This is a genomic window from Roseitranquillus sediminis (assembly GCF_016918935.1).
GTDB classification, from domain to species: Bacteria; Pseudomonadota; Alphaproteobacteria; order Rhodobacterales; family Rhodobacteraceae; genus Roseitranquillus; species Roseitranquillus sediminis.
Genome location: NZ_JAFFOB010000014.1, coordinates 81,261 through 106,975, shown reverse-complemented (window position 1 = coordinate 106,975; position 25,715 = coordinate 81,261). Strand labels below are relative to the sequence as shown.

28 protein-coding genes are annotated in these 25,715 nt (G+C 68.1%); 17 read left to right on the top strand and 11 right to left on the bottom strand.

The window, feature by feature from the left end:
* Positions 1-103 precede the first annotated feature (103 nt).
* Genes ccmI through JM664_RS07325 form a run of 3 tightly spaced genes read left to right on the top strand, consistent with a single transcriptional unit; the run spans position 104 to position 2,025 of the window.
* On the top strand, positions 104-1,315 hold the full coding sequence (ccmI, locus tag JM664_RS07335; RefSeq protein WP_227419269.1) for a c-type cytochrome biogenesis protein CcmI: 1,212 nt from the start codon (positions 104-106) through the stop codon (positions 1,313-1,315).
* Between the two features lie 16 nt (positions 1,316-1,331).
* Positions 1,332-1,802, top strand: a complete 471-nt coding sequence (gene ruvX, locus JM664_RS07330; protein WP_227419268.1) for a Holliday junction resolvase RuvX — start codon at positions 1,332-1,334, stop codon at positions 1,800-1,802.
* 7 nt (positions 1,803-1,809) lie between these two features.
* Entirely contained in the window at positions 1,810-2,025 is a 216-nt protein-coding gene (locus JM664_RS07325; RefSeq protein WP_227419267.1) for a DUF1289 domain-containing protein, read from the top strand.
* Here JM664_RS07325 and dusA read toward each other — a convergent pair.
* From dusA to JM664_RS07285, 8 genes are all read right to left on the bottom strand, one after another.
* Positions 2,022-3,038, bottom strand: coding sequence for a tRNA dihydrouridine(20/20a) synthase DusA (gene dusA, locus JM664_RS07320; protein ID WP_227419266.1), 1,017 nt, complete (start codon positions 3,036-3,038; stop codon positions 2,022-2,024). The two genes, JM664_RS07325 and dusA, sit on opposite strands and share 4 nt — an antisense overlap.
* Before the next feature lie 1,063 nt (positions 3,039-4,101).
* Complete coding sequence (locus JM664_RS07315; protein ID WP_227419265.1) at positions 4,102-5,271, bottom strand: WD40/YVTN/BNR-like repeat-containing protein; 1,170 nt, start codon at positions 5,269-5,271, stop codon at positions 4,102-4,104.
* Positions 5,272-5,359: 88 nt separating this feature from the next.
* Positions 5,360-6,283, bottom strand: a complete 924-nt coding sequence (locus JM664_RS07310) for an isoaspartyl peptidase/L-asparaginase family protein (protein ID WP_227419264.1) — start codon at positions 6,281-6,283, stop codon at positions 5,360-5,362.
* Positions 6,280-7,179 (bottom strand): polysaccharide deacetylase family protein, encoded by a 900-nt coding sequence (locus JM664_RS07305; protein WP_227419263.1) that lies wholly within the window; start codon positions 7,177-7,179, stop codon positions 6,280-6,282. Before JM664_RS07305 ends, JM664_RS07310 begins: the two co-directional genes overlap by 4 nt.
* Positions 7,176-7,925 (bottom strand): SDR family NAD(P)-dependent oxidoreductase, encoded by a 750-nt coding sequence (locus tag JM664_RS07300; protein WP_227419262.1) that lies wholly within the window; start codon positions 7,923-7,925, stop codon positions 7,176-7,178. The genes JM664_RS07305 and JM664_RS07300 overlap by 4 nt, the downstream gene beginning before the upstream one ends.
* Positions 7,916-8,932: a ketopantoate reductase family protein gene (locus tag JM664_RS07295; RefSeq protein WP_227419261.1), complete on the bottom strand. Its 1,017-nt coding sequence runs from the start codon at positions 8,930-8,932 to the stop codon at positions 7,916-7,918. The genes JM664_RS07300 and JM664_RS07295 overlap by 10 nt, the downstream gene beginning before the upstream one ends.
* A complete protein-coding gene (locus JM664_RS07290; protein ID WP_227419260.1) occupies positions 8,929-9,630 on the bottom strand; it encodes a creatininase family protein in 702 nt (233 codons plus the stop codon). Before JM664_RS07290 ends, JM664_RS07295 begins: the two co-directional genes overlap by 4 nt.
* Positions 9,627-10,625 (bottom strand): GntR family transcriptional regulator, encoded by a 999-nt coding sequence (locus JM664_RS07285; RefSeq protein WP_227419259.1) that lies wholly within the window; start codon positions 10,623-10,625, stop codon positions 9,627-9,629. Before JM664_RS07285 ends, JM664_RS07290 begins: the two co-directional genes overlap by 4 nt.
* Before the next feature lie 155 nt (positions 10,626-10,780).
* Here JM664_RS07285 and JM664_RS07280 point away from each other — a divergent pair, with 155 nt between their 5' ends.
* From JM664_RS07280 to JM664_RS07235, 10 genes are all read left to right on the top strand, one after another.
* On the top strand, positions 10,781-12,358 hold the full coding sequence (locus JM664_RS07280) for an ABC transporter substrate-binding protein (RefSeq protein ID WP_227419258.1): 1,578 nt from the start codon (positions 10,781-10,783) through the stop codon (positions 12,356-12,358).
* A 51-nt stretch (positions 12,359-12,409) separates the two neighbouring features.
* The gene (locus JM664_RS07275; RefSeq protein WP_227419257.1) at positions 12,410-13,384 is read left to right on the top strand and encodes an ABC transporter permease; all 975 of its coding nucleotides are present in this window, start codon (positions 12,410-12,412) and stop codon (positions 13,382-13,384) included.
* A complete protein-coding gene (locus JM664_RS07270; RefSeq protein ID WP_227419256.1) occupies positions 13,381-14,319 on the top strand; it encodes an ABC transporter permease in 939 nt (312 codons plus the stop codon). The genes JM664_RS07275 and JM664_RS07270 overlap by 4 nt, the downstream gene beginning before the upstream one ends.
* Complete coding sequence (locus JM664_RS07265) at positions 14,316-15,281, top strand: ABC transporter ATP-binding protein (protein WP_227419255.1); 966 nt, start codon at positions 14,316-14,318, stop codon at positions 15,279-15,281. The genes JM664_RS07270 and JM664_RS07265 overlap by 4 nt, the downstream gene beginning before the upstream one ends.
* Positions 15,278-16,294 carry an ABC transporter ATP-binding protein gene (locus tag JM664_RS07260; protein WP_227419254.1) on the top strand — a complete coding sequence of 339 codons (1,017 nt, stop codon included), beginning with the start codon at positions 15,278-15,280 and terminating at the stop codon, positions 16,292-16,294. Before JM664_RS07265 ends, JM664_RS07260 begins: the two co-directional genes overlap by 4 nt.
* Complete coding sequence (locus JM664_RS07255) at positions 16,291-17,823, top strand: carboxypeptidase M32 (RefSeq protein ID WP_227419253.1); 1,533 nt, start codon at positions 16,291-16,293, stop codon at positions 17,821-17,823. Before JM664_RS07260 ends, JM664_RS07255 begins: the two co-directional genes overlap by 4 nt.
* 97 nt (positions 17,824-17,920) lie before the next feature.
* Entirely contained in the window at positions 17,921-18,274 is a 354-nt protein-coding gene (secG, locus tag JM664_RS07250) for a preprotein translocase subunit SecG (RefSeq protein WP_227419252.1), read from the top strand.
* Between the two features lie 92 nt (positions 18,275-18,366).
* Positions 18,367-18,960, top strand: coding sequence for a CHRD domain-containing protein (locus JM664_RS07245; protein ID WP_227419251.1), 594 nt, complete (start codon positions 18,367-18,369; stop codon positions 18,958-18,960).
* Positions 18,961-19,098: 138 nt separating this feature from the next.
* The gene (locus tag JM664_RS07240; protein ID WP_227419250.1) at positions 19,099-20,742 is read left to right on the top strand and encodes a CTP synthase; all 1,644 of its coding nucleotides are present in this window, start codon (positions 19,099-19,101) and stop codon (positions 20,740-20,742) included.
* A gap of 78 nt (positions 20,743-20,820) precedes the next feature.
* Positions 20,821-21,333 carry a RipA family octameric membrane protein gene (locus JM664_RS07235; RefSeq protein WP_227419249.1) on the top strand — a complete coding sequence of 171 codons (513 nt, stop codon included), beginning with the start codon at positions 20,821-20,823 and terminating at the stop codon, positions 21,331-21,333.
* Positions 21,334-21,358: 25 nt separating this feature from the next.
* Here the strand turns inward: JM664_RS07235 and JM664_RS07230 are convergent, their stop codons facing one another.
* Positions 21,359-21,793 carry a hypothetical protein gene (locus JM664_RS07230; protein WP_227419248.1) on the bottom strand — a complete coding sequence of 145 codons (435 nt, stop codon included), beginning with the start codon at positions 21,791-21,793 and terminating at the stop codon, positions 21,359-21,361.
* On the bottom strand, positions 21,790-21,999 hold the full coding sequence (locus tag JM664_RS07225) for a hypothetical protein (RefSeq protein ID WP_227419247.1): 210 nt from the start codon (positions 21,997-21,999) through the stop codon (positions 21,790-21,792). The genes JM664_RS07230 and JM664_RS07225 overlap by 4 nt, the downstream gene beginning before the upstream one ends.
* 636 nt (positions 22,000-22,635) lie before the next feature.
* Between JM664_RS07225 and JM664_RS07220 the strand changes: the two genes are divergently transcribed.
* Positions 22,636-23,157: a DUF421 domain-containing protein gene (locus JM664_RS07220; RefSeq protein ID WP_227419246.1), complete on the top strand. Its 522-nt coding sequence runs from the start codon at positions 22,636-22,638 to the stop codon at positions 23,155-23,157.
* A gap of 86 nt (positions 23,158-23,243) precedes the next feature.
* Here JM664_RS07220 and JM664_RS18665 read toward each other — a convergent pair whose 3' ends face one another.
* Complete coding sequence (locus JM664_RS18665) at positions 23,244-23,375, bottom strand: hypothetical protein (protein WP_264465563.1); 132 nt, start codon at positions 23,373-23,375, stop codon at positions 23,244-23,246.
* Positions 23,376-23,576: 201 nt separating this feature from the next.
* Between JM664_RS18665 and JM664_RS07215 the strand changes: the two genes are divergently transcribed.
* From JM664_RS07215 to JM664_RS07205, 3 genes are all read left to right on the top strand, one after another.
* On the top strand, positions 23,577-24,017 hold the full coding sequence (locus JM664_RS07215; protein WP_227419410.1) for a tellurite resistance TerB family protein: 441 nt from the start codon (positions 23,577-23,579) through the stop codon (positions 24,015-24,017).
* 129 nt (positions 24,018-24,146) lie between these two features.
* Positions 24,147-24,956, top strand: a complete 810-nt coding sequence (locus JM664_RS07210) for an ABC transporter ATP-binding protein (protein WP_227419245.1) — start codon at positions 24,147-24,149, stop codon at positions 24,954-24,956.
* Positions 24,957-24,987: 31 nt separating this feature from the next.
* Positions 24,988-25,713, top strand: coding sequence for a transporter substrate-binding domain-containing protein (locus tag JM664_RS07205; RefSeq protein ID WP_227419244.1), 726 nt, complete (start codon positions 24,988-24,990; stop codon positions 25,711-25,713).
* The last annotated feature ends 2 nt before the right edge of the window (positions 25,714-25,715 follow it).

Here is a 25,715-nt window from a genome sequence, read left to right as displayed (position 1 = left end):
GCCGGAGTATCGCGACATCACGTCCCCCGGCGCGGCGGTTCCCGCGGGCTTTCGCCAGCGCCCCGGCTCGGCTAGACCGGCGCGGAACCGGACGGGACGAAGCATGGCATTCTGGATCACGGCACTGGCGATGGCGGCGGCGGTTGCGGCCCTGCTGCTGCGCGCGTTCTGGAGCGACGCCGGTGCGCCGAACGAGGCGACGGACGTCGACGTCTATCGCGACCAGCTCAAGGAGGTCGATCGCGACGTCGCGCGTAGCGTCCTGACGGAAGACGAGGCGGCGCGGATCCGGCTTGAGGTGTCGCGGCGCCTGCTCGACGCCGATCGTCGGGCGGCGTCCGGAGGGGCCTCGGATGGTGCGCCGAAGGCAGCGAGCGCCGGTGTGGCGTTTACCCTCGCTTTGCTGGTCCTGGGCGGCGGCGTCGGCCTCTATGTCTGGCTCGGCGCGCCGGGATACCCGGATCTTCCGATCGCCGCGCGGCGCGAGGCGGCGGAGGTGGCGCGCGCCGAGCGGCCGAGCCAGGCGCTGGCCGAGGCGGAGGCGGCGGTCGCGATGCCGGCGGTCGAGGGCGACCCACGCCACGCAGCGCTCATGGAACAGCTAAGGCAGACGCTGCAGGAGCGATCGGACGATCTGCAGGGATACGTGCTGCTTGCGCGCAACGAAGCCATCCTCGGCAACTACGCGGCAGCGCACCGGGCGCAGGCACGCGTAATCGAGCTCAAGGGACAGGAGGCCACAGCGGCAGACTGGTCCGACTATGCCGACCTCCTGGTCATGGCCGCCGGAGGCTACGTCTCGCATGAGGCCGAGCGCGCTCTGGCCGAGGCGCTGCGCCGCGACCCGGCGAACGGCACGGCGCGCTATTACTCGGGACTGCTCTACGCCCAGACCGGCCGCCCGGACCTCGCCTTCCAGGTCTGGCGCCCGCTGGTCGAGCAGGGTCCGGGAGACGCGCCGTGGGTGCAGGCGGCCCGGGCGCAAATTGGGCGCGCGGCGCAACTCGCCGGCGTGCGCTACGATCCGCCAGCCGCGCCGGGACCGTCCGCCGCCGATCTCGCCGCCGCGCAGGAGATGTCGCCGGAGGAGCGGCAGGAGATGGTGCGCGGCATGGTCGAGGGCCTGTCGCAGCGTCTCGCCACCGAGGGCGGTCCGGCCGAGGACTGGGCGCGGCTGATCGCGGCCCTCGGCGTGCTGGGCGAGCAGGACCGCGCGGCGGCGATCTACGCCGAGGCGCGGTCCGCGTTCGGGACTGAGGCCGAGAGCCTTGGCCTCATCGACGAGGCCGCCGAACGCGCAGGAATAGCGCGGTGACGTCGCAGGAACCTGGATGATCCACGAGGACATCTCCGACTTCGCCGCCGCCCTGCCCCCGCGCCGGGCGCTCGCCGGGCTCGACCTCGGAGAGCGGACCATCGGCGTCGCGGTTTCCGACGCCACACTCTCTGTCGCGACGCCGCTGGAGACGATCCGCCGGCGCAAATTCACGCTCGACGCGCAGCGGCTGCTCGAGATCGTCGGCGGCCGCGAGATCGGAGGATTGATCCTCGGCCTGCCGCGCAACATGGACGGCAGCGAGGGGCCGCGCTGTCAGTCGACGCGCGCCTTCGCCCGCAACCTCTCGCGGCTTGTCGATCTGCCCGTCGGCTATTGGGACGAGCGGCTCTCGACCGTCGCGGCCGAGCGCGCGCTGCTCGAGGCCGATGCGTCGCGCCGCCGTCGAGCCGAGGTCATCGATCAAGTCGCCGCCTCCTACATCCTGCAGGGCGTTCTGGATCGCCTGCGCAACCTGTCGCCTTGAGTCGCCAATGAAGACGCCCTGCATCGACATCTGCGTGATCCACCGTCGCGAGGGCCTCTGCGTCGGCTGCCTCAGGACCGCCGATGAGATCGCGGCCTGGAGCTCCCTGACCGACGACGAACGTGACGCATTGATGGACGAGCTACCGTCGCGCGCGGCGCGGCTGAAGCGCCGTGCGGGAGGCCGCACCGGCAACGGCGAACGCCGCCGCGCGGGGAGCTAGGAGGCAGCCCGCTCCCGCCCCGCCTCCTCGACCGCACCGAGCGCCGCCAGAACCAGTTCGCGTCCCGCCCCCGGCCTGTGCGCCCCTTCCGACAGGATGTGCCGCCAGCTCCGCGCGCCCGGGCGGCCGGCGAAGAGGCCCAGCATGTGCCGCGTGACGTCATGGAGGCGCCCGCCTGCGGCGAGGTGCCGGTCGATGTAGAGCAGCATCGCGCGCACCGCGTCCTCGCCGGTGACGGCGGCCCGGTCGTCGCCGAAGATCCGGCGGTCCGCGTCCCCCAGCAGGTCCACCGGCGCGTGATAGGCTGCGCGTCCCACCATGACGCCGTCAAGGCCGGCATCGTGGAAGCGCTGGGCCTGATCGAGGCTCGCGATACCGCCATTCACCGAGAGCCGCAGGTCCGGGAACTCGGCCTTCATCCGCAGCACGAGGTCGTGGTCCAGCGGCGGGACGTCACGGTTCTCCTTCGGCGACAGCCCCTGCAGCCACGCCTTGCGCGCATGGATCGCGACGTGCCGCACCCCTGCCGCTCGCATCCGGGCCAGGAAGTCCGGCAGCACCTCCTCGGGCTCCTGCTCGTCGACCCCGATGCGGCACTTTACCGTCACCTCCACCGGAGAGGCGGCGATCATCCCCGCAACGCACTCGGCGACGAGCTCTGGCGACCTCATCAGTACCGCGCCGAAGCAGCCGCTCTGCACCCGGTCGGACGGGCAGCCGACGTTGAGGTTGATCTCGTCATACCCCTCGTCGGCCCCCATCCGCGCCGCGGCCGCCAGCTCCCCCGGCTCCGATCCGCCGAGTTGGAGGGCCACGGGATGCTCTGCCCGGTCGAACGCCAGCAGATGTCGCGCCCCGCCCCGCACCAGCGCCACCGACGTCACCATCTCGGTATAAAGCAGGACCCGCCGCGAGAGCGCACGATGCAGCGCACGACAATGCCGATCCGTCCAATCCATCATCGGAGCGACTGAGAGGCGACTTGCGCTGACTGGATCGAAAAGGTCAAACATGACAAAGCCTTACTTAGAACTTTCGTCCGCAGATCAAGAGCCCTTCGGCCCGAAACGGTGCCTCAACTGCTGCGTTTCTCGCGACAGCGACCATCAAGGCCCGGCTCATGGTTCGGACATGCCCGCCACCGGTTCGAGGACATGCTTGAACCCCGTCCTCGCGAACCTTGAGGCAGGTCGCATCGAGCCGAAGCCAGGGGCGCCGACTCTCGCGGGGGGCAGGAGAAGGTCGTAGCACGCCCTGATCTTCCACGTGCAGCGCAGTGTCAAACAGGGAGCACGTGCCGAGACTGACAGATCGCACGGCCGGACGGTGACGCAAAACCGAGAGAGAGCGTTACGCGAGCCGCGAAGGGCGCGTCGCAGGCCCCGCAGACAGTAGCTCCCTAAGATCTGCGTAGCCAGGCGCCTGCACGGAGGTTCCTGGTCGACGGGCCGCGCAGATCGATCCACATGTGGCGGTGCGAGGAGAGGTGCGAAAAGATTGCCTCCATTCCTTCCTCCGCTATGCGAACAGCATCGCCTCCAGCACCTCCGTCCGTTCCGACGGATGGCTCCGGAACGCCTCGTGCGCCGGCTTGCTGTCGTGCATACTCCGAAAGCCCTCGTCAGCTCCGGCCGCTTCCGCGCGGCATGCCGCGCGCGCAGTCCCGGCTGACCGACTCTTCAATCCTTGCCACAACCTGCTCCATCAGCGTGGCCAGCTCCCCACGGCGAGCGGCTTCGCAAATGGCGCTATGTCAATTCTGCCTTGCGTTCCAGCGTCCAAAGCGCGGCGCCTCTTTCGGTCCTGCGCAACTGAAGCAAATTCTCCGGTATCCGGCTCGATCACCGGCTCGAGAATCGTCAAACTCGTCCGCCTCTGGACTGGAAAAGCAGGGTCAGTCCGGCCCGAATGAGCCATCGTAGGCATCATCCGTCACCGGGTCGAGGAGCGCCGGTGCGAATGGTTGCGCTCCATCCTCAGGGTAGCTTCCACGTATGTCCGGCGGGCGAGCCGGGCAGATAGCGTACACGCTGTACGGCCTCCACCCCCAGCCATATCGCAGCCGCGCGGCTGCCCTCACCCCCGCTCGAGGACCTCTACGCTGAGCACCGTCGGCAGGTGGCGGGCGATCTCGATCCAGCTGTCGCCTTCGTCGGCGCTGGCAAAGATCGAGCCGCTGTTGGTGCCGAAGTAGATGCCAGCGGGAATGCCGCTGTCAGTCGCCATCGCCTGCCGCAGCACGGTGAAGAAGCAATTGCGCGCGGGCAGCCCCTCGCGGAGCGCCGTCCAGCTCTCGCCGCCGTCGCGCGAGCGCCAGACCGCAGCCGAGGCGTCGGGCGGAAAGCGGCCGGCCATGTCGCCGTTGAGCGGCAGGACCCAGACCGTCTCCGAATCCCGAGGATGGACCGCGATGGGAAAGCCGAAGGTGGAGGGGAGCCCGCCGTCGATCTCCTGCCAGCTGCGGCCGCCGTCGCCGCTGCGAAAGACGCCGTGGTGGTTCTGCTGGTAGAGCGTGTCGCCGCCGTTCCCGACCCGCGCGCGGACGATGTTGTGGACACAATGCCCAACCTCGTGCGGGTCGTGGCCGATTGCGGCCGAGCCGGTCTTGTCCCCCAGCGGATCGTAGTTGGCGCGGCGGTTGCGCCGCTCCCACGTCGCGCCGCCGTCCTCGGTGGCGAAAACTCCAGCCGCCGAGATCCCGACCCAGATCCGGCGCGGGTCCTCGGCGGACGGCACGATGGAGTGCAGCGTCAGGCCGGCGCCGCCCGGCTGCCACGACTCGGCCGACGGGTGATCGGTCAGGCCGCTGACCTTGCTCCAGCTCTCGCCGCCGTCGGTGCTGGCGAATAGGAGCGCGGGTTTGCAGCCTGCGTAGATGGTGCCGCCGGCGCGTGCCAGGCTCCAGACCGCGACAACCTCGCCGGTGAAGGGTGCTGGTGGCGCGGGGCTCATCCCGAATTCCGCTGCCATCTCCGGCTGCTCCATCAGCCACGCGTCGAGATGGCCGTGCGACAGCTTCGAGAGGGTCCAGCTCCCCCCGTCGTCGATCGAACGCCAGACGCCGGCGCCGGTCCAATCGCCGCCCCCGGCGGCCCAGAGCGTCCCGTTATCGGCGTCACCGATGACATGGTTGATCGACCATCCGTCGCAATGCGGCCCCCGTACCGCCCACTCGCGCCGGTCCGCATCCCCCTCGAGCAGAAACGCGCCCTTCGTGGTACCGACGAGCAACGTGACGCTTGGCATCTCCACCTCCTCCGACCGTCGACCGGACGGAGAATAGCATGCGGCGCGCCATTCCGCCGCAATCTAGCGCGGCGGTGCGAGATGTTGCTCAGCGATAGATGAAGGTGCGAATGTCAGCCCCGTCCGTGACGCATCCGCGGTACATTCCCTCGCAATTGAAGGGCATCGCGATCCGGCCTGCCGCGTCCACCGCGATCAGGCCGCCGGAGCCGTCGTTCGGCGCGAGGTCCTGCATCACGACGTGGCTCGCCGCCTGCTCCAGCGACTCGCCGCGGTGGCGCATGCGCGCGGCGACCTCGGCGGCGGCGGTCCAGCGGGTGAAGATCTCGCCGTGACCGGTGCCGGAGACCGCGCATGTGGCGTCGTCGGCGAAAGTGCCGGCGCCGATGATCGGCGTGTCGCCGACGCGGCCCGGCGCCTTTGCGGTCATCCCGCCGGTCGAGGTCGCCGCCGCGAGATGCCCGTCGCGGTCGCGCGCGACCGCCCCCACGGTTCCGTGGCGGCGCGCGGGGTCGTCCGTCTCCCGCCCCTCGGCCCGCATGGCGAGCGTCGCCTGCAGCGCGTCCCACCGGCTGTCCGTATGGAAGTAGTCGGCGTCGCCGAACGGCAGCTCCGCCTCGCGCGCGACGCTGAGCGCACCCTCGCCGATCAGCAGGACGTGCGGCGTCCGCTCCATCACCGCGCGAGCGGCCTTCACCGGATTGCGCGGGCCGAAGATGCCGGCGACCGCTCCGGCGCGGCGGGTGGCGCCCTCCATCACAGCCGCGTCCATCTCCTGCGTCCCGTCCGAGGTGTAGACGGCGCCACGTCCGGCATTGAAAAGCGGCTCGTCCTCGAGCGCACAGACCGCCGCCACCACGGCATCGAGCGCGGCGCCGCCCTCATCGAGCACCGCCTGCCCCGCGGCAAGCGCACGGGCGAGACCGGCGTGGTAGGCGGCCTCCTTCTCCGGCGTCATCTTCGACCTGAGGATTGTTCCGGCGCCGCCGTGGATGGCGAGGGCGTAGGTCATGCAGCTCCTTTCAGCCCGGCCTCCCGGGCGCAGTGGCGGGCGATGTCGGCGTGGGTGGCGATCCAGCAGTCGCCCCTGGCGGCGATCCGCTCCAGCAGCGCTTCAAGGATGAAGATGCGGCTGCGGTAGCCGATGACGTGCGGGTGCATGGTCAGCAGGAACAGACCGCCCTCGGCATGAGCGCCCTCGAACTCGCGGGTGAAGATGTCGAGCACGGCCTCGGGCGGCGTGTAGGGCCGCTGCGCGCCGAAGCGGTTCATCATGAAGTAGACGGCGTCGTCGCGGACCCACTCCACCGGCAGCTCGACGATGCCGGTCGACTCGCCGTCCGCCACGATCTCGTAGGGGTCGTCGTCGGCGAAGAGCGAGCTGTCGTAGAGAAGGCTGAGCTCGCGCGCGATGGCCAACGTGTTGGGACTGTAGTCCCACGAAGGGGTCCGCATCCCGACTGGGCGAACGCCAGTCACCTGCTCCATCGTGTCGGCGGCGCGGAACATCAGGTCGCGCTCGGTCTGCGCGTCGAGCTTCGAGTTCACCTCGTGAATCCAGCCGTGCAGCCCGACCTCGTGGCCCTCGTCCACCAGCATCCGCTGCTCGTCAGGGTGCAGGAGCGCCGAGACCGCGGGCACGAAGAAGCTGGCCTTGGCTCCGTGCCGGTCGAGCGCCGCCTTGATCCGCGGAATGCCGCGCCGGGCACCGAACTCGCCCCAGGAGAGGCGGGCGGGGGAGAGGCCGCCGTCGCGCAGCTCGTTCGTCTCGTGGTCGCTGTCAAAGCTGAGCGCGACGGCGCAGCGGGCGCCGCCGGGCCAGGAGGCGGGCTTGAGGTTGCGGCCCGCGCGGACCTGGTTCACGAGGCCGCGCCAAGTCGGCTCGTCCCATTCGTGCGGTTCGCTCATGCGTGTCCTCCGTCGACGGACAGGATCTGCCCGGTGATCCAGCCGGCGCGGTCGGAGGCGAGGAAGGTGACCGCGTCGGCGATGTCCTCCGCCCGGCCGAGCCGGCGCATGTGGATGCCCTGCACGATCTGCTTCTGCCGCTCCGGCCCGAAGGCGTCCCATTGCCGCTCGGTTGAGGGGTTCGACAGGATGAAGCCCGGCGCCACGGAATTGACCGTGATCCCGTGCGGCCCGAGTTCGAGCGCGAGCTGGCGCGTCAGCCCGACCAGCGCGTGCTTGGCCGCGGCATAGGCCTGGATGCCGGTCAGGCTGGGCCGGAGGCCGGCGCCAGACGAGATGGTCACAATGCGCCCCTGCCCTCGCGCCTTCATCAAGGGTGCCGCGGCCTGCGCGCACCACATGGCGGCGTCGACGTTGGCTTCGAAGATCGCGCGCCAGCCCGCGGGTTCGATCTCCTCGATCGGCCGCCCCGCCTGCCCCCGCACGCCACCGGCGGCGGTGACGAGGCCGTCGATCCGGCCGTGCCGCTCGATGACCGCGCCGATCGCCGCGTGGGCGCCGTTACGGCTGCCGAGGTCCGCCACGTGGGTCGTGATGCGGCCGTCGAAGCGCGTGAGGCCGGCCGCGTCGATGTCGATGGCGGCGACGATCGCGCCCGCTTCCGCGAGCGCGGCGACGATGGCCGCGCCAATACCCTGCGCCGCGCCGGTGACGGCGAAGACCTGTCTCTCGAGGTTCAGGCGCATGCGGCAACCATCCGGTCGACGAGGTCCGCAGACTGCTCGCGCCGTCCATCCTCGAGGTCGTGGATCAGCTCGACGAGCCGCGCGAGCGCTGGTGTCTCCACGCCATGCTGCCGGCCGAGGTCCACCAGCAGGCCGACCTGCGCATCGACCTCGGTCCGGCGCTTGCGCACCGCCAGGTCGCGCCAGATGCCGGAATGCGTCTTGGCGGTGTGCCGGTTGTGCTCGACCATCGCGTCGAGCGACGCGGCCATGCCGGCTCGGTCGGCGCGCAGGAAGGCGTCCGGGTCGAAGCCGTTGAAGCCGAGCGGCCGGATGCCCTGCGCGGCGGCGAGGCGCATGACCTCGTGCCCCAGCGCCTCGTAGACCGGGCGGTGGTCCGGCCGGGCCATCGCGTCGGACATCGAGAGCGGCGTCAGCGCGGTGGCGAACAGCAGCGCGCCATATCCGAGCTTTCCCCAGAGGTAGCCCCAGATGTTGTCGGTGAGCACCGCGTCCGGCTCCACGATGCGGAGGAGCGCGTGGATCTCGCGCACACGGTCGGTGATGCGCCCGTCGAGCTCGCCCACGGCGACGGCGGCGCGGTTGCCGTAGAGGATGCGCCCCGGCTCCAGCCAGTCGGCGCCGTAGTTGACGAAGCAGCCGACGGTGTTCTCTGTCCCGATCCGCTCGGCGATGGCGATCTCGTTGAGCCCGTTCTGGGCCGAGACGACAAGGCCGCCCGGTGCGAGGTGTGGCACCAGCATGTCGAGAGCCTCCCCGGTGTGGTGCGCCTTGACCGCGAGGATGATGCGGGAGAAGCGGCCGGTGAGCTCGGAGGGGGTGCTGGCGGGTAGCCTCTGCGTGAACTCCTCGACCGGGCCCTCGATGCGCAGGCCCCCCTCATGCATCGCACGGACGTGGTCCTCGACGATGTCGACCATGTGCACCGCGTGGCCGGCGCGGGCGAGATAGGCGCCGAGGATGCCGCCGATGGCGCCTGCGCCCCAGATCAGGATCGGCTCGGTCATGCCCAGTCACCCTCCAGCAGGGCGCGCGTCTCCTCGACGGCGACGGACCAGAGGCGGTCGGTGTCGGCGTCGGGCTTCTGGTATACGCCGCCGTAGTTGCCGTCGCCGATCAGCTCGCGCACCGCCGCTGCGTTGCGGTCGCGCAGGCGGTCGAAGGGGACAAAAGGCTTCTGCTCGGTGGGTAGCTGACGGCCGGGGAGGCGGGTCCACGGGAAGTTCTCCATCCACGAGGCGTGGCTGGCGACCGGGTCGATCTCCTGCACCGCGGCCCACGTCTTTGGCGCCTTCCACCAGTCGTGGAAGCGGCAACGGGTTCCCTCGTGCGCCTCCATCCATTCCATCGTCACCGGCTGAACCGGACTGTTGCCGCCGTGGCCGTTGACGATCAGGACCCGGCGAAAGCCGTTGGCGTAGAGGCTGTCGAGGATGTCGCGCACCAGCGCCGCGTAGGTCGCGAGCTTCAGCGACACGGTGCCGGGAAACCCAAGGAAATAGGGTGTCAGGCCGTAGGCGACCGCTGGAAAGACCGGCACGCCCAGCGGCTCGGCCGCGTCGGCCGCGACCTTCTCCGACAGGATCGAGTCGACGGAGAGCGACAGGTACGCATGCTGCTCCGTCGACCCAAGCGGCAGCACGCACCGGTCGTCATGCTCAAGGTACTTCTCGATCTCGAACCAGTTGCTTTCGCCGATCCTCACTGCGTCTGTTCCTCTCGTTGCCGGTGCCGTCCGCGACAGGCGTCGATCGCCGGAAGCAGGTCGGTCTCGATGGCGTGACTGTCCGGCGTGTGCCGGTACTCGATAACGGTCTGGTCAGGGCGCAGGTCGCGGCGCAGATACTCCGCCCCTGTCGAATGGATCACGACGTCGGCGCCCGCGAGCAGGTCCGCCAGACCCTCATCGAGCCGTACGGCGCCGGTGACTCGCGTGACGTGGGGAGCGAAGCGCATGATCCCCGCCCGCATCACCGGCAGGAAGTTCGGGAAGTAGGACACCGCCACCACCTGCGCCTGTGGCGGGATCGTCGCCAGCGCGACCCGCGTCGCCTCATTCGGGATCAGCGTCAGCCCGACGACGGGGATCGACGGAAAATGCGCCTCCGCCTCGGCCCGCAGCGTACGCGGCGTCACGACGAGGTCCACGTCCTGCGGCACCTCCTTCGCCAACTCCTCCGTCGTGCGAGCCAGGATGACGTCGTCGGCGCGCAGGTGCGGCCGGATCTCGCGCGCATAGGCCTCGGTCGCGTCGTGGAACGTCCCCAGCATCAGCAGTCGGACGCGCCGTGGTTCGGCGGCCGCGGAGATGCGGTAGGCGAGTTCGGCCCGCGACAGCCCGGCCTCCCCGCCCAGTCTCACGAGTTCGTCGATCCGGCGCCGGATCTCGCGCAGCCGGGCCGCATGCTGGTGCGACACCCCGCCGTCCGCGACGAAGGTTCCGGCGCCGACCCGCCCTTCGACGTGCCCCGCCTCTTGCAAGGCGGCGTAGACGTGGCTCACGGTGACAGGCGACATGCCGAGCCGGCCCGCCAGGCCGCGCACCGAAGGCAGACGCGTGCCTGGCGCTATGTCTCCGGAGGCGATCCCGTATTCCAGCGCACCGCGCAGCTGGACCGAAACCGGCACCGACGACGCCTTGTCGATCGCCAGCGCGAGGCGGGCGAAAGCGTCATCATGCTCCTGACCGGTGACCATCATTCCGTATCAATGCAGAATAACATTCCGGCGCTCAAGCACGTTTATTGGGCGGCGCAGGCCCTGCTGGAGAAGAAATTGCCACGTCACGGCTTGACCGATAGCGGAATCTGTCCAGTAGTGTGACAGCCGAGTGTAACATCAACAGGAGGGGACACATGCTCAAGCAGGTACTCAAGACGGGCCTCGCCGTGGCCGCGCTGACGGCAGCAGCGCCGGCCGCATTCTCGCAGGAACTGGTCATCGGCCTCCGCGCCGGCCCCGATTCGATCGACCCGCACTGGTCGACGCTCGGCAGCCAGGCCGAGGCCCTGCGCCACATCTACGACACGCTGGTCGATGTCGACGAGACGCTACAGCTCAAGCCCGGCCTCGCCACGAGCTGGGAGCCGATCGACGACACCACTTGGGAATTCAAGCTGCGCGAGGGCGTGACCTTTCACGACGGGTCGGATTTCACCGCCGAGGACGCCAAAGCCTCCATCGAGCGCATCCCCGCCGTCACCGGCCCGATGTCGATGACGCTCTACACCAAGTACGTCGACTCGGTCGAGATCGTCGACGACCATACGATCCGCGTGAAGACGAAAGGGATCGCGCCGGCGCTGCCTAACGACTTCACCCGCCTCTTCGTCGTGCCTGCCGAGACCGGCACCGACGTCGGCAACGAGGAATTCAATGCGGGCGAGGCGGCGATCGGCACCGGCCCCTACCGCTTCGTCTCGTGGGAGCCGAAGGGCGACCTGGTGCTCGAGCGCTACGAGGACTACTGGGGCGAGCAGCCGGCGTGGGAGCGCGTCGTGCGCAAGGAGATCCCCGATGACGCCGCACGCGTCGCGGCACTGCTCTCGGGGCAGGTGGATCTCATCAACTACGTCCCCGCGACGGATTACCTGTCGATGCAGGGCAACCCGGAGATCGAGACCTTCATCTCGGACTCGGTCTACATCCTCAACATTCAGCCTTCGGTGAAGGACGAGGAGCCGCAGCCGATTACGGTCAACGGCGAGGAAGTCGAGGGTAATCCGCTGCAGGATCTGCGCGTGCGCAAGGCGCTCGACCTCGCCATCAACCGCGACGTGCTGGTGAACGTGGTGCTCGAGGGGCTGGGCACGCCGGCGAACCAGCTGATGCCCGAGGGCTTCTTCGGCTACACCGACGAACTGCCCCAGCCGGAGTACGATCTGGAGCAGGCCAAGGCGCTGCTCGAGGAGGCGGGCTATCCGGACGGGTTCGAGGTGGACTTCACCTGCACGAACAACCGTGTGCCGGGCGACGCCGTCGTCTGCGAGGCGCTGGCGCAGATGTGGTCGCGCCTCGGGCTGACCGTCAACGCGCAGGCGCTGAACGGCACCGTGTTCTTCCCGGCCGCGGCCAACGAGGAATACACGATGGCGATGTCGGCCTGGGGCACGCTGACGGGGGAGGCCGCCTACACCTACGGCGCAATGGTCCACAGCAAGGACCCCGAGAAGGGCTTCGGCAACTTCAACCGCACCGGCTACTCGAACCCCGAGTTCGACGAGGTCTTCGTCCGCGGCACCCAGACCCTCGACGAGGAGGAGCGCCGCGGGATCTACGAAGAAGCCTCGCGCATCGCGATGGAGGATCGGGCGCTGATCCCGACCGTTATCCTCCAGACCGTCTGGGCGGCCGACGCCGACACGCTGGAGTTCACGCCGCGCATCGACCAGGAGACGCGCGCCTACGAGATCGCGCCCGCCGAAGCGCAGTAATCAATCGGGGCGCCCCGCAGGGGGCGCCCTTTCCACGCGACACGAGGTTTCATGCTCGGATTCATCGTCAGCCGGCTGATCCAGGCGATTGTCGTCGTCTTCGTGATGTCTGTCGTCGTCTTCGTCGGTGTCTACGCGATCGGCAATCCGATCGACGTGATGATCGACCCCGGCGCGACGGCCGAAATCCGGGAGAACCTGATCCGCCAATACGGCCTCGACCAGCCGCTCTGGCGCCAGTACCTGAGCTTCCTCGGCAACGTGGCCGAGGGCGATCTCGGCCGCTCGATGGTCTACAACACTTCCGTCGTCGGCCTCGTCTTCTCGCGCCTGCCCGCCACGCTGGAACTCGTGCTGGTGGCAGTAGCCATTGCGACCGTCATCGGCATCCCCGCTGGCATTTACGCCGGCTACAAACCCGACAGCGCCGGCGCCAAGGCGATCATGGCGCTCTCTGTGCTCGGCTTTTCCGTCCCGACCTTCTGGATCGGGATGCTCCTCATCATGGCCTTCGCGGTCGAGCTCGGCTGGCTGCCCTCCGGCGGCCGGGGCGAGGTGGGCACGATCCTCGGCATTCCGACCTCGCTCGCCACCGCCAACGGCTGGAGCCACGTGATCCTGCCGGCGATCAACCTTTCGCTCTTCAAGATGGGCCTGCTGATCCGCCTGACCCGCGCCGGCATGGTCGAGGCGATGCAGACCGACTACGTCAAGTTCGCCCGTGCGCAGGGGCTGACTGACCGGCAGATCGTCTTCAGCCACATCCTGCGCAACATCTCGATCCCGATCGTCACCGTCTTCGGGCTCGAACTCGGCTCGACCCTCGCCTTCGCGGTGGTGACCGAGACGGTGTTCACCTGGCCCGGCGTCGGCAAGCTCATCATCGACTCGATCCTGCAGCTCGACCGGCCGGTGATGGTCACGTACCTGATCCTGGTGGTGATCCTCTTCGTGCTGATCAACTTCACCGTCGACGTCGTCTACGCCCGGCTCGACCCGCGCGTGCGCTTGGGAGGTTCGCGATGAGCGACGTCGCCACCACCACGGGCGAGACGCTCGCCGTTCCCTCCGCCGCGCCAATCGAGACGCGCGCTACCCGCCTCAGGAACTTCTGGGCCGACTTCCGCCGCTCCTGGGTCGCCGTCGGCGCACTGATCGTCATCGTCGCGCTGCTGGCCGTGTCATTTGGCGCGCCGCTCGTTGCACCGCAGAACCCCTACGACATGGCGTCGCTGGACTGGATGGACGCATTCCTAACGCCGGGCGAAACTGGCACCGGCGGCTACGTGCACATCCTCGGCACCGACAACGCAGGGCGCGACATGCTGTCGGCCATCTTCTACGGCCTGCGCACGAGCTTCACGATCGGCGTCTCCGCCGGCGCGCTGGCGCTTGCCATCGGCATCTGCGTGGGCCTGACGGCGGCCTATTTCGGCGGCCGCGTCGAGTCGCTGCTGATGCGCATCGTCGACCTGCAACTCTCGATGCCGGCGATCCTGCTCGCGCTGGTGCTCGTTGCGATGCTGGGGCAGGGAGTGGTGCAGATCATCCTGGCCCTTGTCGTCGCGCAGTACGCCTATTTCGCCCGCACCACCCATGGCGCGGCGACGGTCGAGCGCGGCAAGGACTACATCGAGGCCGCGCGCTCGACTCCCCTGCCGACGCGCCGCGTGCTTTTCCGCCACCTCCTGCCGAACGTCCTGCCGCCGCTCATCGTCGTGGCGACGGTGCAGGTCGCCTCGGCCATCGCGCTCGAGGCGACACTGTCGTTCCTTGGCGTCGGCCTGCCGCTGACCGAGCCGTCGCTCGGCTCGCTCATCTCGAACGGGTTCAAGTACATCCACTCCGACCGCTACTGGCTGTCGATCTATCCGGGCCTCTTCCTGATGGTCACCGTCGTCGCCATCAACCTCGTCGGCGATCAGGTCCGCACCGTCCTCGACCCGAGGCGCAGCCGATGAACGCCGCGCTCGACGTCCAGGGTCTGACCACCCGTTTCGACACTCGCGCGGGCACCGTCACCGCCGTCAACGACGTGAGCTTTTCGGTCGAACCCGGCCGCATCATGGGCCTCGTCGGCGAGAGCGGATCGGGCAAGTCCGTCACCGGCTTCTCGATCCTCGGCCTGATCGAGGAGCCCGGACGGATCACCGACGGCCGCGTGCTGGTGGAGGGAACGGACTTGCGCGCCATGCCGCCAGGCCAGCTGCGCTCGATGCGCGGGCGCAAGGTCTCGATGGTGTTCCAGGACCCGATGATGACGCTGAACCCGGTGCTCCGGATCGGCGACCAGATGTCGATGGCCGTCCGCGTGCACGAGCGAATGAACAAGCGGCAGGCGCTGGCGCGGTCCCGCGACGCGCTTGCCAAGGTCGGCATCCCCTCGCCCGAGGAGCGGCTCTCGGCCTACCCGCACCAGCTTTCCGGCGGGATGCGCCAGCGGGTGGCGATCGCGATCGCGCTGCTCCACCGGCCCGCCGTCATCATCGCCGACGAGCCCACGACGGCGCTCGACGTGTCGATCCAGGGCCAGATCCTGGCCGAAGTGCGCCGCCTCGCCGACGAGACCCGCACCGCCATCGTCTGGGTGACGCACGACCTCGCCGTCGTCTCGTCGCTCGCCGACGACATCTGCGTGATGTACGCCGGCCGGATCGTCGAGCGCGGCACGGCCGAGGACGTGATCGCCCGGCCCCGCCACCCCTACACGCGGGGGCTCCTCGACTCGGTGCCCGGTCAGCACGCGCCAGGCACCCACCTGCCGCAAATCCCGGGATCGACGCCGCAGCTCTCGCGGCTGCCGTCGGGCTGCCCGTTCCGCAACCGGTGTCCGCGCGCGACGGAGGTCTGTACGACCGAGCCGCCGGTCGCGCGCTTCGGCGGCCATACCGCTCTCTGCCATCATCCGCTGGAGGCCGCATGAGCCCGCTCCTGACCGTCGATCGCGTCTCGAAGCGGTTTCCGCTGAAGGCGACGCTCATCGACAAGCTGACGGCGGGCCTTGGCAACCGGCGGGCCGGAGGCACGGTTCATGCCGTCACGGATGTCACCTTCGAGGTCGCACGGGGAGAGGTGTTGGGCATGGTCGGCGAGTCTGGCTGTGGAAAGTCGACGCTTGGCCGCATCGTGTCAGGCATCTACGCGCCGACGGAGGGCACAGTCAGGCTCGACGGCGAGCCGGTGGCGCGCGGGCGTGACGACCATGTCGACAAACTGACCACGCGCGTCCAGATGATCCACCAGGACCCGTTCGCGAGCCTCAACCCGCGGATGAAGGTGGGCGAGACCATCTCCGAGGGTCCACGCATCCACCGGCTCGTCCCGGCCTCCGACGTTCGCGCCCGCACGCGTGCGCTGCTGGAACAGGTCGGCCTCGAGGGCGCCTACGCCGATCGCTTCCCGCACCAGTTCTCGGGCGGTCAGCGGCAGCGGATCGCTATCGCCCGCGCGCTGGCGATGCAGCCCGACCTCTTGGTCCTCGACGAAGCCGTCGCCTCGCTCGACGTTTCGATCCAGGCGCAGGTGCTGAACCTCTTCCTCGACCTCCGCCGCGACCTCGGGCTTACCGCGCTCTTCATCAGCCACGACCTGTCCGTCGTGCGCCATGTCTGCGACCGGGTCGCCATCATGTATCTCGGGCGGATCGTGGAGCTCTCGCCCGCCGAGCAGCTTTACGCGGCACCGAAGCACCCCTACACGCAGGCGCTCTTCGCCTCGGTCCCGACACTCGGCACCGGGCGCCGCGCCTTCCGGCCGATCGAGGGCGAAATCCCGTCGCCCATCGACCCGCCGCCGGGTTGCGCGTTCCACCCCCGCTGTCCCTTCGCCGGTCCTCGCTGCCGTGCCGAGGTGCCGCGGCTCACGGCGTCGGGCCCCGGCCGCACCGTCGCCTGCCATCTCAACGACGGCGGCGTCGGACTGAAGGAGGCGGCATGAGCAATCTCGCCACCCGCGTTGCGCGACTGAACGACGTGCTCTGCGCTGTGAACACGCTGGTCTGGGACTCGCGGACGATGATGCCGCCGGGCGGCGCCGCGACGCGCGGGCACCAGGTCGCGACGCTGAAGGGCCTCGCCCGCGACATGATCCTCGACGACGGCATGCGCCGCGCCGTCGATGCGACGCTGGCCGCGACCGAGGGACGTGATCCCGCCGACCCGGAGCGCCGGGCGGCCGAGGCCGTGAGGGAAGCGATCGAGCGGCACGCGCGCCTTTCGCCGGAGCTCCTGCGCGCGCAGGCCGAGCACAGCGCGCTCGCCGCCGCCGCCTGGGCCGAAGCACGCGCCGCCGGCGACTTCTCCGTCTTCCGCCCATATCTCGAGCGGGTTGTGGCGCTCGCCCGGCAGCAGGCTGAGGCACTGGGCTACGACGAACATCCCTACGACGCGATGGTTCACGCCTTCGAGCCGGGTGAGACCGCGGCATCGCTCGGGCGCCTCTTCGACCGGCTGCGGACGGGCATCCTGCCGATACTCGACCACGCGCTTGGCCGGCCCCGGCCTCGAACCGACTTCCTCTACCGCGACTATCCCGAGGCGGCGCAGCAGGCGTTCTGCGCCGAGACCGCCCGGCTCCTCGGCTACGACACCCGTCGCGGCCGCCTCGACACGACGGTGCATCCGTTCGAGATCAGCTTCACCCGCAACGACGTCCGCATTACCTCGCGTTGGTCGCGTAACTACCTGCCGATGGCGATATTCGGTACGATCCACGAGACCGGCCACGCCCTCTACGAGCAGGGAGCGGACCCAGCGTTCGACCGCAGCGCGCACACCACCGACATGCTCACCTTCTACGCGGTGGCGGGGTCGAGCTTCGGCATGCACGAGAGTCAGTCGCGCCTGCTGGAGAACCACGTGGGCCGGTCGCCCGCGTTCTGGAGCGTGCACTACTCGCGCCTGCGCGACACTTTCCCCGAGCAGCTCGCTGACGTGGCGGAGGAGGAGTTCGTGGCCGCCGTGAATCGGGTCGAGCCGGGCCTCGTCAGAGTCGAGGCGGACGAGCTGACTTACGACCTCCACATCATGCTGAGGGTGCAGATCGAGATGGCGCTGATGGATGGCTCGCTCGCCGTCGCCGACGTGCCCGAGGTCTGGAACGAGGCGATGCGGCGGGACTTGGGGCTGGAGGTGCCGCACGACGGGCTCGGCTGCCTGCAGGACGTGCACTGGTCCTCGGGCTATATCGGCTCGTTTCCGACCTACACCATCGGCAACGTGACCGCGGTGCAGATCATGGCGCATCTCGACGCCGAGCGGCCCGAGGTCCGGCAGGCGCTGCTCGCGGGTGACACTGCGCCCCTCCGCGCCGAACTGCGGGAACTGGTCTGGTGTCACGCCCGCTCGCGTAGCCGGGCGGAGATCCTCGCGGAGATCGGGCACGAGGCGTCCGATCCGTCGGCTTATCTCGCCTACCTCGCGGAGAAGTTCGGGATGCCGGCCCGCGGCGCTCGCGCGGCGCAGTAGCGCCCGCAGGCGACCCCGGGCCGCGCGGGCCCGTCGAGGCTTGCGACCACCTCGCCTTTCTCCTAGGTAGGCCGCGAACCAGCCAGGGCCTGTCCGCATGGAAAACGTCATCCTGATCGTCCACCTGATCCTCGCGCTCTGCCTCATCGGGGTCGTGCTGCTGCAGCGCTCCGAAGGCGGCGGTCTCGGGATGGGCAGCGGCGGCGGCGGAGTGATGACCGGACGCGGTGCGGCGACCGCGCTGGGCAAGCTCACTTGGGCTTTTGGCGCGGCTTTTGTCGTGACGTCGCTGACGCTGACGATAATCGCGGCGCAGAATGCCGCTGGCACGTCGATTCTCGACCGGCTGGGTCCGTTGACGGAGGATGGAGCGCCCGCGCTGCCGCCGACGGATGACCTTCTGCCGCCGGCCGCCGGCGACGGGCCGCTGCTCCCGCCTCCGTCGGAGTAGCCCACGGACACCGTTACCGATCGCGCACAACGTGCTACCCTCCGGGAAGCCCGCGGATCAGACGCGCGGCCGCCCACCAAGGAGGGACATCAATGCGTCATCATCTCGCGCTCGCCGCGGCGGCCATCGGCCTGCTCGGGGCGGCCCCCGCCGCGCTTGCCGCCCCCATCAGCTATGTCGCCAGCCTCAGCGGCAGTGCCGAGGTTCCGCCCAACGCCTCTCCGGGCGCCGGGACGGCGCGCCTCACGATCGACACCATCGCGAATTTCATCTCCTACGACGTCAGCTTTTGGGGCCTCCTCGGGACGACCTTCGCGGCGCACGTGCATGGTCCCGCCCCTGCCGGCGTGAACGGCGGTGTCGCCTCGACGACGCCAGCGCCGCCGGGCTTTCCGCTGGGTGTCACAGCGGGCAGCTTCTCTGGCGTCTTCGACACCACGCTCGCCTCCACCTACAGCCCCCCCTTCCTCACCGCCAACGGCGGCACGCCGGAGGGCGCCGAAGCCGCGTTCGCCCAGATGCTGGCCGACGGGAACGCCTACTTCAACATTCATACGACCGTGTTCGCTGGGGGAGAGATCCGTGGCCAGTTCGGGTTGGCGCCCATCCCGCTTCCCGCCGGGGCGGTGCTGATCGTCACGGCGCTCGGGGCACTCGGCGCACTCCGCCTCCGGCGTGTAACCTGACCGGCATGGGACCGGCACGGCGCGTCAAGCGCCGGTCCCATGCCTTGCCGCCTGCCCTCGAATGGCGTAGAGGTGCACTCCCGTAGCGGATAAAGCGTCGGACACCTCTCCGGCCACAAGATACGGGGCTTCACGGGCATGGCACGATACATCTTCATCACCGGGGGCGTGGTCTCGTCGCTCGGAAAGGGTCTCGCGTCGGCCGCGCTCGGGGCGTTGCTCCAAGCCCGTGGATTCACCGTCAGGTTGCGCAAGCTCGACCCCTACCTCAACGTCGACCCCGGCACGATGAGCCCGTTCGAGCATGGCGAGGTCTTCGTCACCGACGACGGCGCCGAGACCGACCTCGACCTCGGGCACTACGAGCGCTTCACCGGCGTCGCGGCCCGCAAAACCGACAGCGTTAGCTCAGGCCGCATCTACCAGAACGTGCTGGAGAAGGAGCGCCGCGGCGACTACCTCGGCAAGACGATCCAAGTGATCCCGCACGTCACCAACGAGATCAAGGACTTCCTCTCCATCGGCGACAACGAGACCGACTTCCAGCTCTGCGAAATCGGCGGCACCGTGGGCGACATCGAGGGGCTGCCCTTCTTCGAAGCAATCCGCCAGTTCGCCCAGGAACGCCCCCGCGGCCAGTGCATCTTCATGCACCTTACCCTCCTGCCGTGGATCGCCGCCAGCGGAGAGCTCAAGACCAAGCCCACCCAGCACTCCGTCAAGGAACTCCGCTCCATCGGCATCGCCCCCGACGTCCTCGTATGCCGCTCCGACCACCCGATCCCGGACAAGGAGCGCGCCAAGATCGCCCTCTTCTGCAACGTCCGCGAGGAGGCGGTGATCGCCGCCCCCGACCTCTCGTCGATCTACGAGGCACCGCTGGCCTACCACCGCCAGGGGCTCGACCAAGCGGTGCTCGACGCGTTCCAGATCCACCCTGCCCCGCGCCCCAACCTCGGCCGTTGGGAAGACGTGATCGACCGCCTCACCCACGCCGAGGGCGAGGTCAGGATCGCCATCGTCGGCAAGTACACCCAGCTCGGCGACGCCTACAAATCCATCGCCGAGGCGCTGACCCATGGCGGCATGGCCAACCGCGTCCGCGTCCGCCCTGAATGGATCGACGCAGAAATCTTCGAGCGCGAGGATCCGTCGCCCTACCTCGAGATTTTCCATGCGATCCTCGTTCCCGGCGGCTTTGGGGAGCGCGGGACCGAGGGCAAGATCCGCGCCGCCCAGTTCGCGCGCGAACACAAGATCCCCTACTTCGGCATATGCCTCGGCATGCAGATGGCGGTGGTCGAGGCGGCGCGAAACCTTGCCGGGATGCCTAACGCGGGCAGCCAGGAATTCGACCACGAGGTCGGCGCCACCCGCTTCGAGCCGGTGATCTTCCACCTAAAGGAATGGATAAAGGACAACCAGAAGATCGCCCGCTCCGTGCTCGACGACAAGGGCGGCACCATGCGCCTCGGCGCCTACACCGCCTGCCTCAAGAGCGGCAGCCATGTCGCCGACATCTACGAAAGTCACGAGATCGCCGAACGCCACCGCCACCGCTACGAGGTCGACGTCAAATACCGCGAGGCGCTCGAGAAGCACGGCCTTTGCTTTTCGGGCATGTCACCGGACGGGCGGCTCCCCGAGATCGTGGAGGTCGCAGATCACCCGTGGTTCATCGGGGTTCAATTCCACCCGGAGCTGAAGTCGAAGCCGTTCGCCCCCCACCCGCTCTTCGCGGATTTCGTCCGGGCGGCGGTAGAGGTCAGCCGGCTTGTCTGACACGGTCGAAGAATCTGCGTTCGCGTCTCGACGGGCTCGTGATATGATGGTGACCGTTCGTGATGACCTGGCACCGACATGGCAGAGGAACCGAAAGACTCGAAGGCGCCTGAGCAACTCGTGGCTTTCTATGCCGAGGACTACAAGTCGAAGGTTGCTTATCTAGTAGGCCAGTTCGACCGGATGTGGACCAGGTTCAACCTCTTCCTGACGCTAGAGACCGCCATATTCGCAGGCTTCGGCGCCGCCTTTCTGCAGGCGCCTCAGCTCGCGCAGGTCGTTTCTTTGGCAGGTGCTGCAGTTTCGCTGCTCTGGCTGTTTACCGCGAACGAAGATCGGAACTTGGTCAAGCTCTACCGGGGCCATGTGCGGCAGGCTTTCGATGCCCTCAAGACGAGTCTCGGGACTAGGTCCGCGACGATCGATTCCGCCTATTGTCACGTCGGCGACAAGTCGCCCGCTCCTGGCACTGAGGGCCAGCGGAGGAGCGGGCTTTTCACCATCACGCAGATGCCAAGATGGGCCGCAGGCACCCTGCTCGTCCTATGGCTTCTCGCCGCATATTTCGCTTCACTGCGACTGAACAGCTAGAGCCAGACACATCATCGGACGAGCCTCAGCCGCGGCGGAACACGCGTCTGAAGGCGTGGGCGACAGCTCCGGACAGCCCCCCCGGCGGGTAGAACACGCTGGTCAGGAGGTTGTAGTTGCCGCGCGCGGCGCGCGGAATCGAGGAGTGGATGGCCTTCAGGCTGTAATAGCTGGCAACGATCACGACGATATTGAAGATCGTGTTCATCGCGCGGCCGCTCGATGCCTGATACCAGCGCTCCCACGTATCGGCTCCGATCCAGTTCGGCAGCACATCCCAGTACGTGGCTCGCGCGAAAACCTTGAGGTAAAGCAGCAGGAAACCGAGCGTCAGGTACCGCACTACGCCTGTCGAGATCAGCAGCAGGCGAAAGAAACCGAAGCCAACGAGCGCCGTCATGAAAGCCACAAGATAGGCCGACACCTGATTGGCTTCGATGATGACTTGGTCGGGGGTCATCGATCCAGTTCCTTGTTCCTCATGTTGCGTTCTCGGATCATGTCGGCGAGCGCGTCGCGCAGGTCGTCATAGGCCTTTGCGTTCTTGTAGCGCTCGACGACGAGGTTGCGGTCGAAGCGGTCCGCCGCGCCGGGTCGATCCTCCGACACGCCATGGGCCTCGTTCGCGCCGCTTCGCCAGAAGAGCAGCCGGCGAAAAATCTGCATGAGCACTTCATCCTGGTTGCCATGCCTGTCGGCCGACGACGCAGTGCCGTACCGGACGCCGTTGGTGGCGGTTCGGGAAGTGTCATTTTACCGGTGCGAAAAAGTTGCTAACCAGGGGCGCTCAACCTTGGCCTTTCAAGCAACGGCGCAGATATGGGACCACCCTAGGGTTACAGATTCTGCAGCTCACGACTCGCCGCCGACAGAGTGGGCGGCATCGTCGTATCCGCTCCCCGTACCCGTGTTGAACTCGTAGTCGCTCAGTTCCGCATCTGCATCGGTTTCCCAGTCGCCGAGGTCGCCTGTATCACCACATCCTGTGTTGAACTCGTCCGGCGAAATCGAGCCGCCTGTGTCTGCATTTCAGTCGGCCACGTTGTCTTGTGCCATGACGGGTGCGGTCGCCAGTGCGGCCACGATTGCGGTGCTTCCAATGCTGGCGGCAAACCTGTTCATCGTAGGTCCTTCCGATCTTTCGCGGCGCGGCCGCTCTACTGGGCGGCTGGAGGGGTGAGGTTAGCCGTCGTTCCAATGCGCGTCGCAGCCGCGAGGCGCTGCGCCCCGTCCAATATCTTCATCTGCGCGAACAAACCTGCGCCTCCGCCGTTGTGCAGGGAGGCAAGGAGGATGCGGACAATGAACTGGGAAGAAATGTTCTTTCAGAACTGGAGCGGCATCGTCCGCACCATCATCGTGGGACTACTCGCCTATGGCTTCCTTGTCCTGAGCCTGCGTATCTCGGGAAAGAGGACGCTCGCCAAGCTGAACGCCTTCGACCTGGTGGTGACGGTCGCGCTAGGCTCGACGCTGGCTACGATCCTGCTTAGCGAGAACGTCGCGCTGGCCGAAGGTGCGGTGGCACTGCTCGTGCTCATCACCGCGCAATACCTCGTGGCGGCGGTCTCGGTCCGATCTCAACGCTTTGCCCGTATCGTGCGCTCCGAGCCGACGCTGCTGCTGCGGGACGGAGAGCCGCTGGCGAATGCGATGCGGCGCGAGCGCGTCACACGTGAAGAGCTGGAGACCGTGGTGCGGACGGAGGGACAGCGCGAACTCGCGAGCATCGCCGCGGTGATCCTCGAATCGGACGGCTCGTTCTCGGTCATCGACGGCGGCCGGAGCAGCCGGGAAACGCGCCACTCGGACGCCGGCCGATGACGTCGTCAGGGCGTCAGATCTCCGGCAGATAGCGCTGGATCAGCTTCCAGCTGCTTTCGTTCTCCAGCCGCCGCAGCAGCGCTCATTCAGCGCCTCGTGCAGGTCCCCTTCCCTTGTGGCAGCGCATAGTGCGGGCCGAACAGCGTCGTCCGGACGTTGAGGTCCAACCCGCCGATCTCGCCCACGACGTGCCGCAGTGACGGCGCAGCAGCGGCCACCAACTTGACCTCCCCCGCGTCCAGAGCCGTTATCTCCGGATCGGCGACCTGCGCCGCCGCCGGAACCTTTGAAAGCAGGAAAGAAAGTGCCAGCAGAAAGCGCGCAGGAGCATGTCGCGCCCCCCCTGACCTGCGCCCAACGCTAGAGCAGCAGACAGCGGCGCGCTTGGCAAGGCCCGCCTGGTGCTCCATATCCCGCAGATGATTGGTGACCTGATCCGCCGGCTGACCGAGCCCGAGCCGCAGCCGCTTCCGGAGCCCGACGCGCGTGTGGCGCTGGCGGCGCTCCTCGTCCGCATCGCCCGCAGCGACGGGACCTATGCCGAAGCCGAGGTTTCGCGCATCGATCGCATCCTGACGAAGCGCTACGGCCTTTCGCCCTTCGAGGTGACAAAGCTGCGCCGCGAGGCCGAGCAGATCGAGGCCGAGGCGCCCGACACTGTGCGTTTCACCCGCGCAATCAAGGACGCGGTTCCCTACGAGGACCGCGAGGCGGTCATCGAGGCGCTGTGGTCAGTCGCTCTGGCCGACGGACAGCGAGATGCGGAGGAGGACGCACTGCTGCGGACCGTGGCACCACTTCTCGGCGTCAGCGACCGCGACTCCGGCCTAGCGCGGCAGCGGGTAGATCAGACCGACTGAATCATCCGCCCCGGACGATAACGCTCGTGTCGCTTCTCTTCAGAGGCGAAGAGGGCCGCACCTGAGGCTTTTCCGCCACGTCACGGGGGCTTTGCGCGTTGCAAAGGCGCGACAAGCGCGGCTAACTCCATGCTCGACAGTTCCCTGCCGAAAGCCGACGTGACCGAAGCCGCACCGCCTGTCATCGAGTTGAGAAACCTCCACAAGCGCTACGGCGATCTCGAGGTGCTCAAGGGCGTGGACCTTCGGGCGCCGCAGGGCCAAGTCATCTCGCTCATCGGCTCGTCGGGGTCGGGCAAGTCCACGCTACTGCGCTGCGCAAACCTGCTCGAGAACAGCCAGGACGGCGACGTCCTCTTCCAGGGCGAGCGCATTCGCTGGCACGGCGGGGGCCTCGACCGGCATCCGGCGGACCGGAGGCAGGTGACGCGCATTCGCACCAATCTTGCGATGGTCTTCCAACAATTCAACCTCTGGGCGCACATGACCATCATCCAGAACGTCATGGAGGCGCCCGTCACCGTCCTCGGTCAAGATCGCAAAGAGGTGCGGGCGCGGGCGCAGGCGCTGCTCGACAAGGTAGGAATCGGCGACAAGGCCGAGGCGTGGCCGGCGCAGCTTTCTGGAGGCCAGCAGCAGCGCGCGGCGATTGCGCGGGCACTGGCGATGGAGCCCCAGGCCCTGCTCTTCGACGAACCCACCAGCGCGCTGGACCCCGAGCTCGAGCAGGAAGTGGTGCGGGTCATCAAGTCGCTCGCCGACGAAGGGCGGACGATGATCCTCGTCACCCACGATATGCGTCTGGCCGCCGACGTCAGCGATCATGTCGTGTTCCTGCACGAGGGCCGCATCGGAGAGGAGGGTCCACCGTCCCGCCTCTTCGGCAGCCCCGAGACACCGCGACTGCGGCAGTTCCTCTCCGCAGGACAGGCTGCCTGAAGCAACAAGCAAGACATCAAGGAGTATTCGAATGAAGACCATCGTTCTCGCGTTCGCCGCGGCCGGCCTGGCGGCGACCGCTGCCCTCGCGCAGCAGACGGTGCGCATGGGCACCGAGGGCGCCTATCCGCCGTACAACTTCATCAACGACTCCGGCGAGATCGACGGTTTCGAGCGCGCTCTGGGTGACGAGCTCTGCGAGCGGGCCGGTCTCACCTGCGAATGGGTGACGAACGACTGGGACTCGATCATCCCAAACCTCGTCTCCGGCAACTACGACACGATCATGGCCGGGATGAGCATCACCGACGAGCGTGAGGACGTCATCGACTTCACGCAGAACTACATCCCGCCCGTGCCGTCCGCCTATGCCGCGCTGAGCGAGGATGTGGACGTCGCGAGCGGGGTTGTCGCGGCGCAAACCAACACAATTCAGGCCGGGCACGTCGCCGAGAGCGGCGCAACACTCGTGGAATTCGCGACACCCGACGAGACGGTGGCCGCGATCCGCAACGGCGAGGCCGACGCGGTGCTGGCCGACAAGGACTTCCTGCAGCCGATCGTCGAGGAGTCGGGCGGAGAGCTGATGTTCGTAGGCGACGACGTGCTGCTCGGCAACGGGATCGGGATGGGCCTGCGCGAGTCCGATGACGAGCTGCAGCAGACCTTCGACGCCATCCTTACCGAGATGAAGGAGGACGGATCGCTGAACGAGCTCATCCGGGAATGGTTCGGCGAAGACGCACCGACCTATTGACA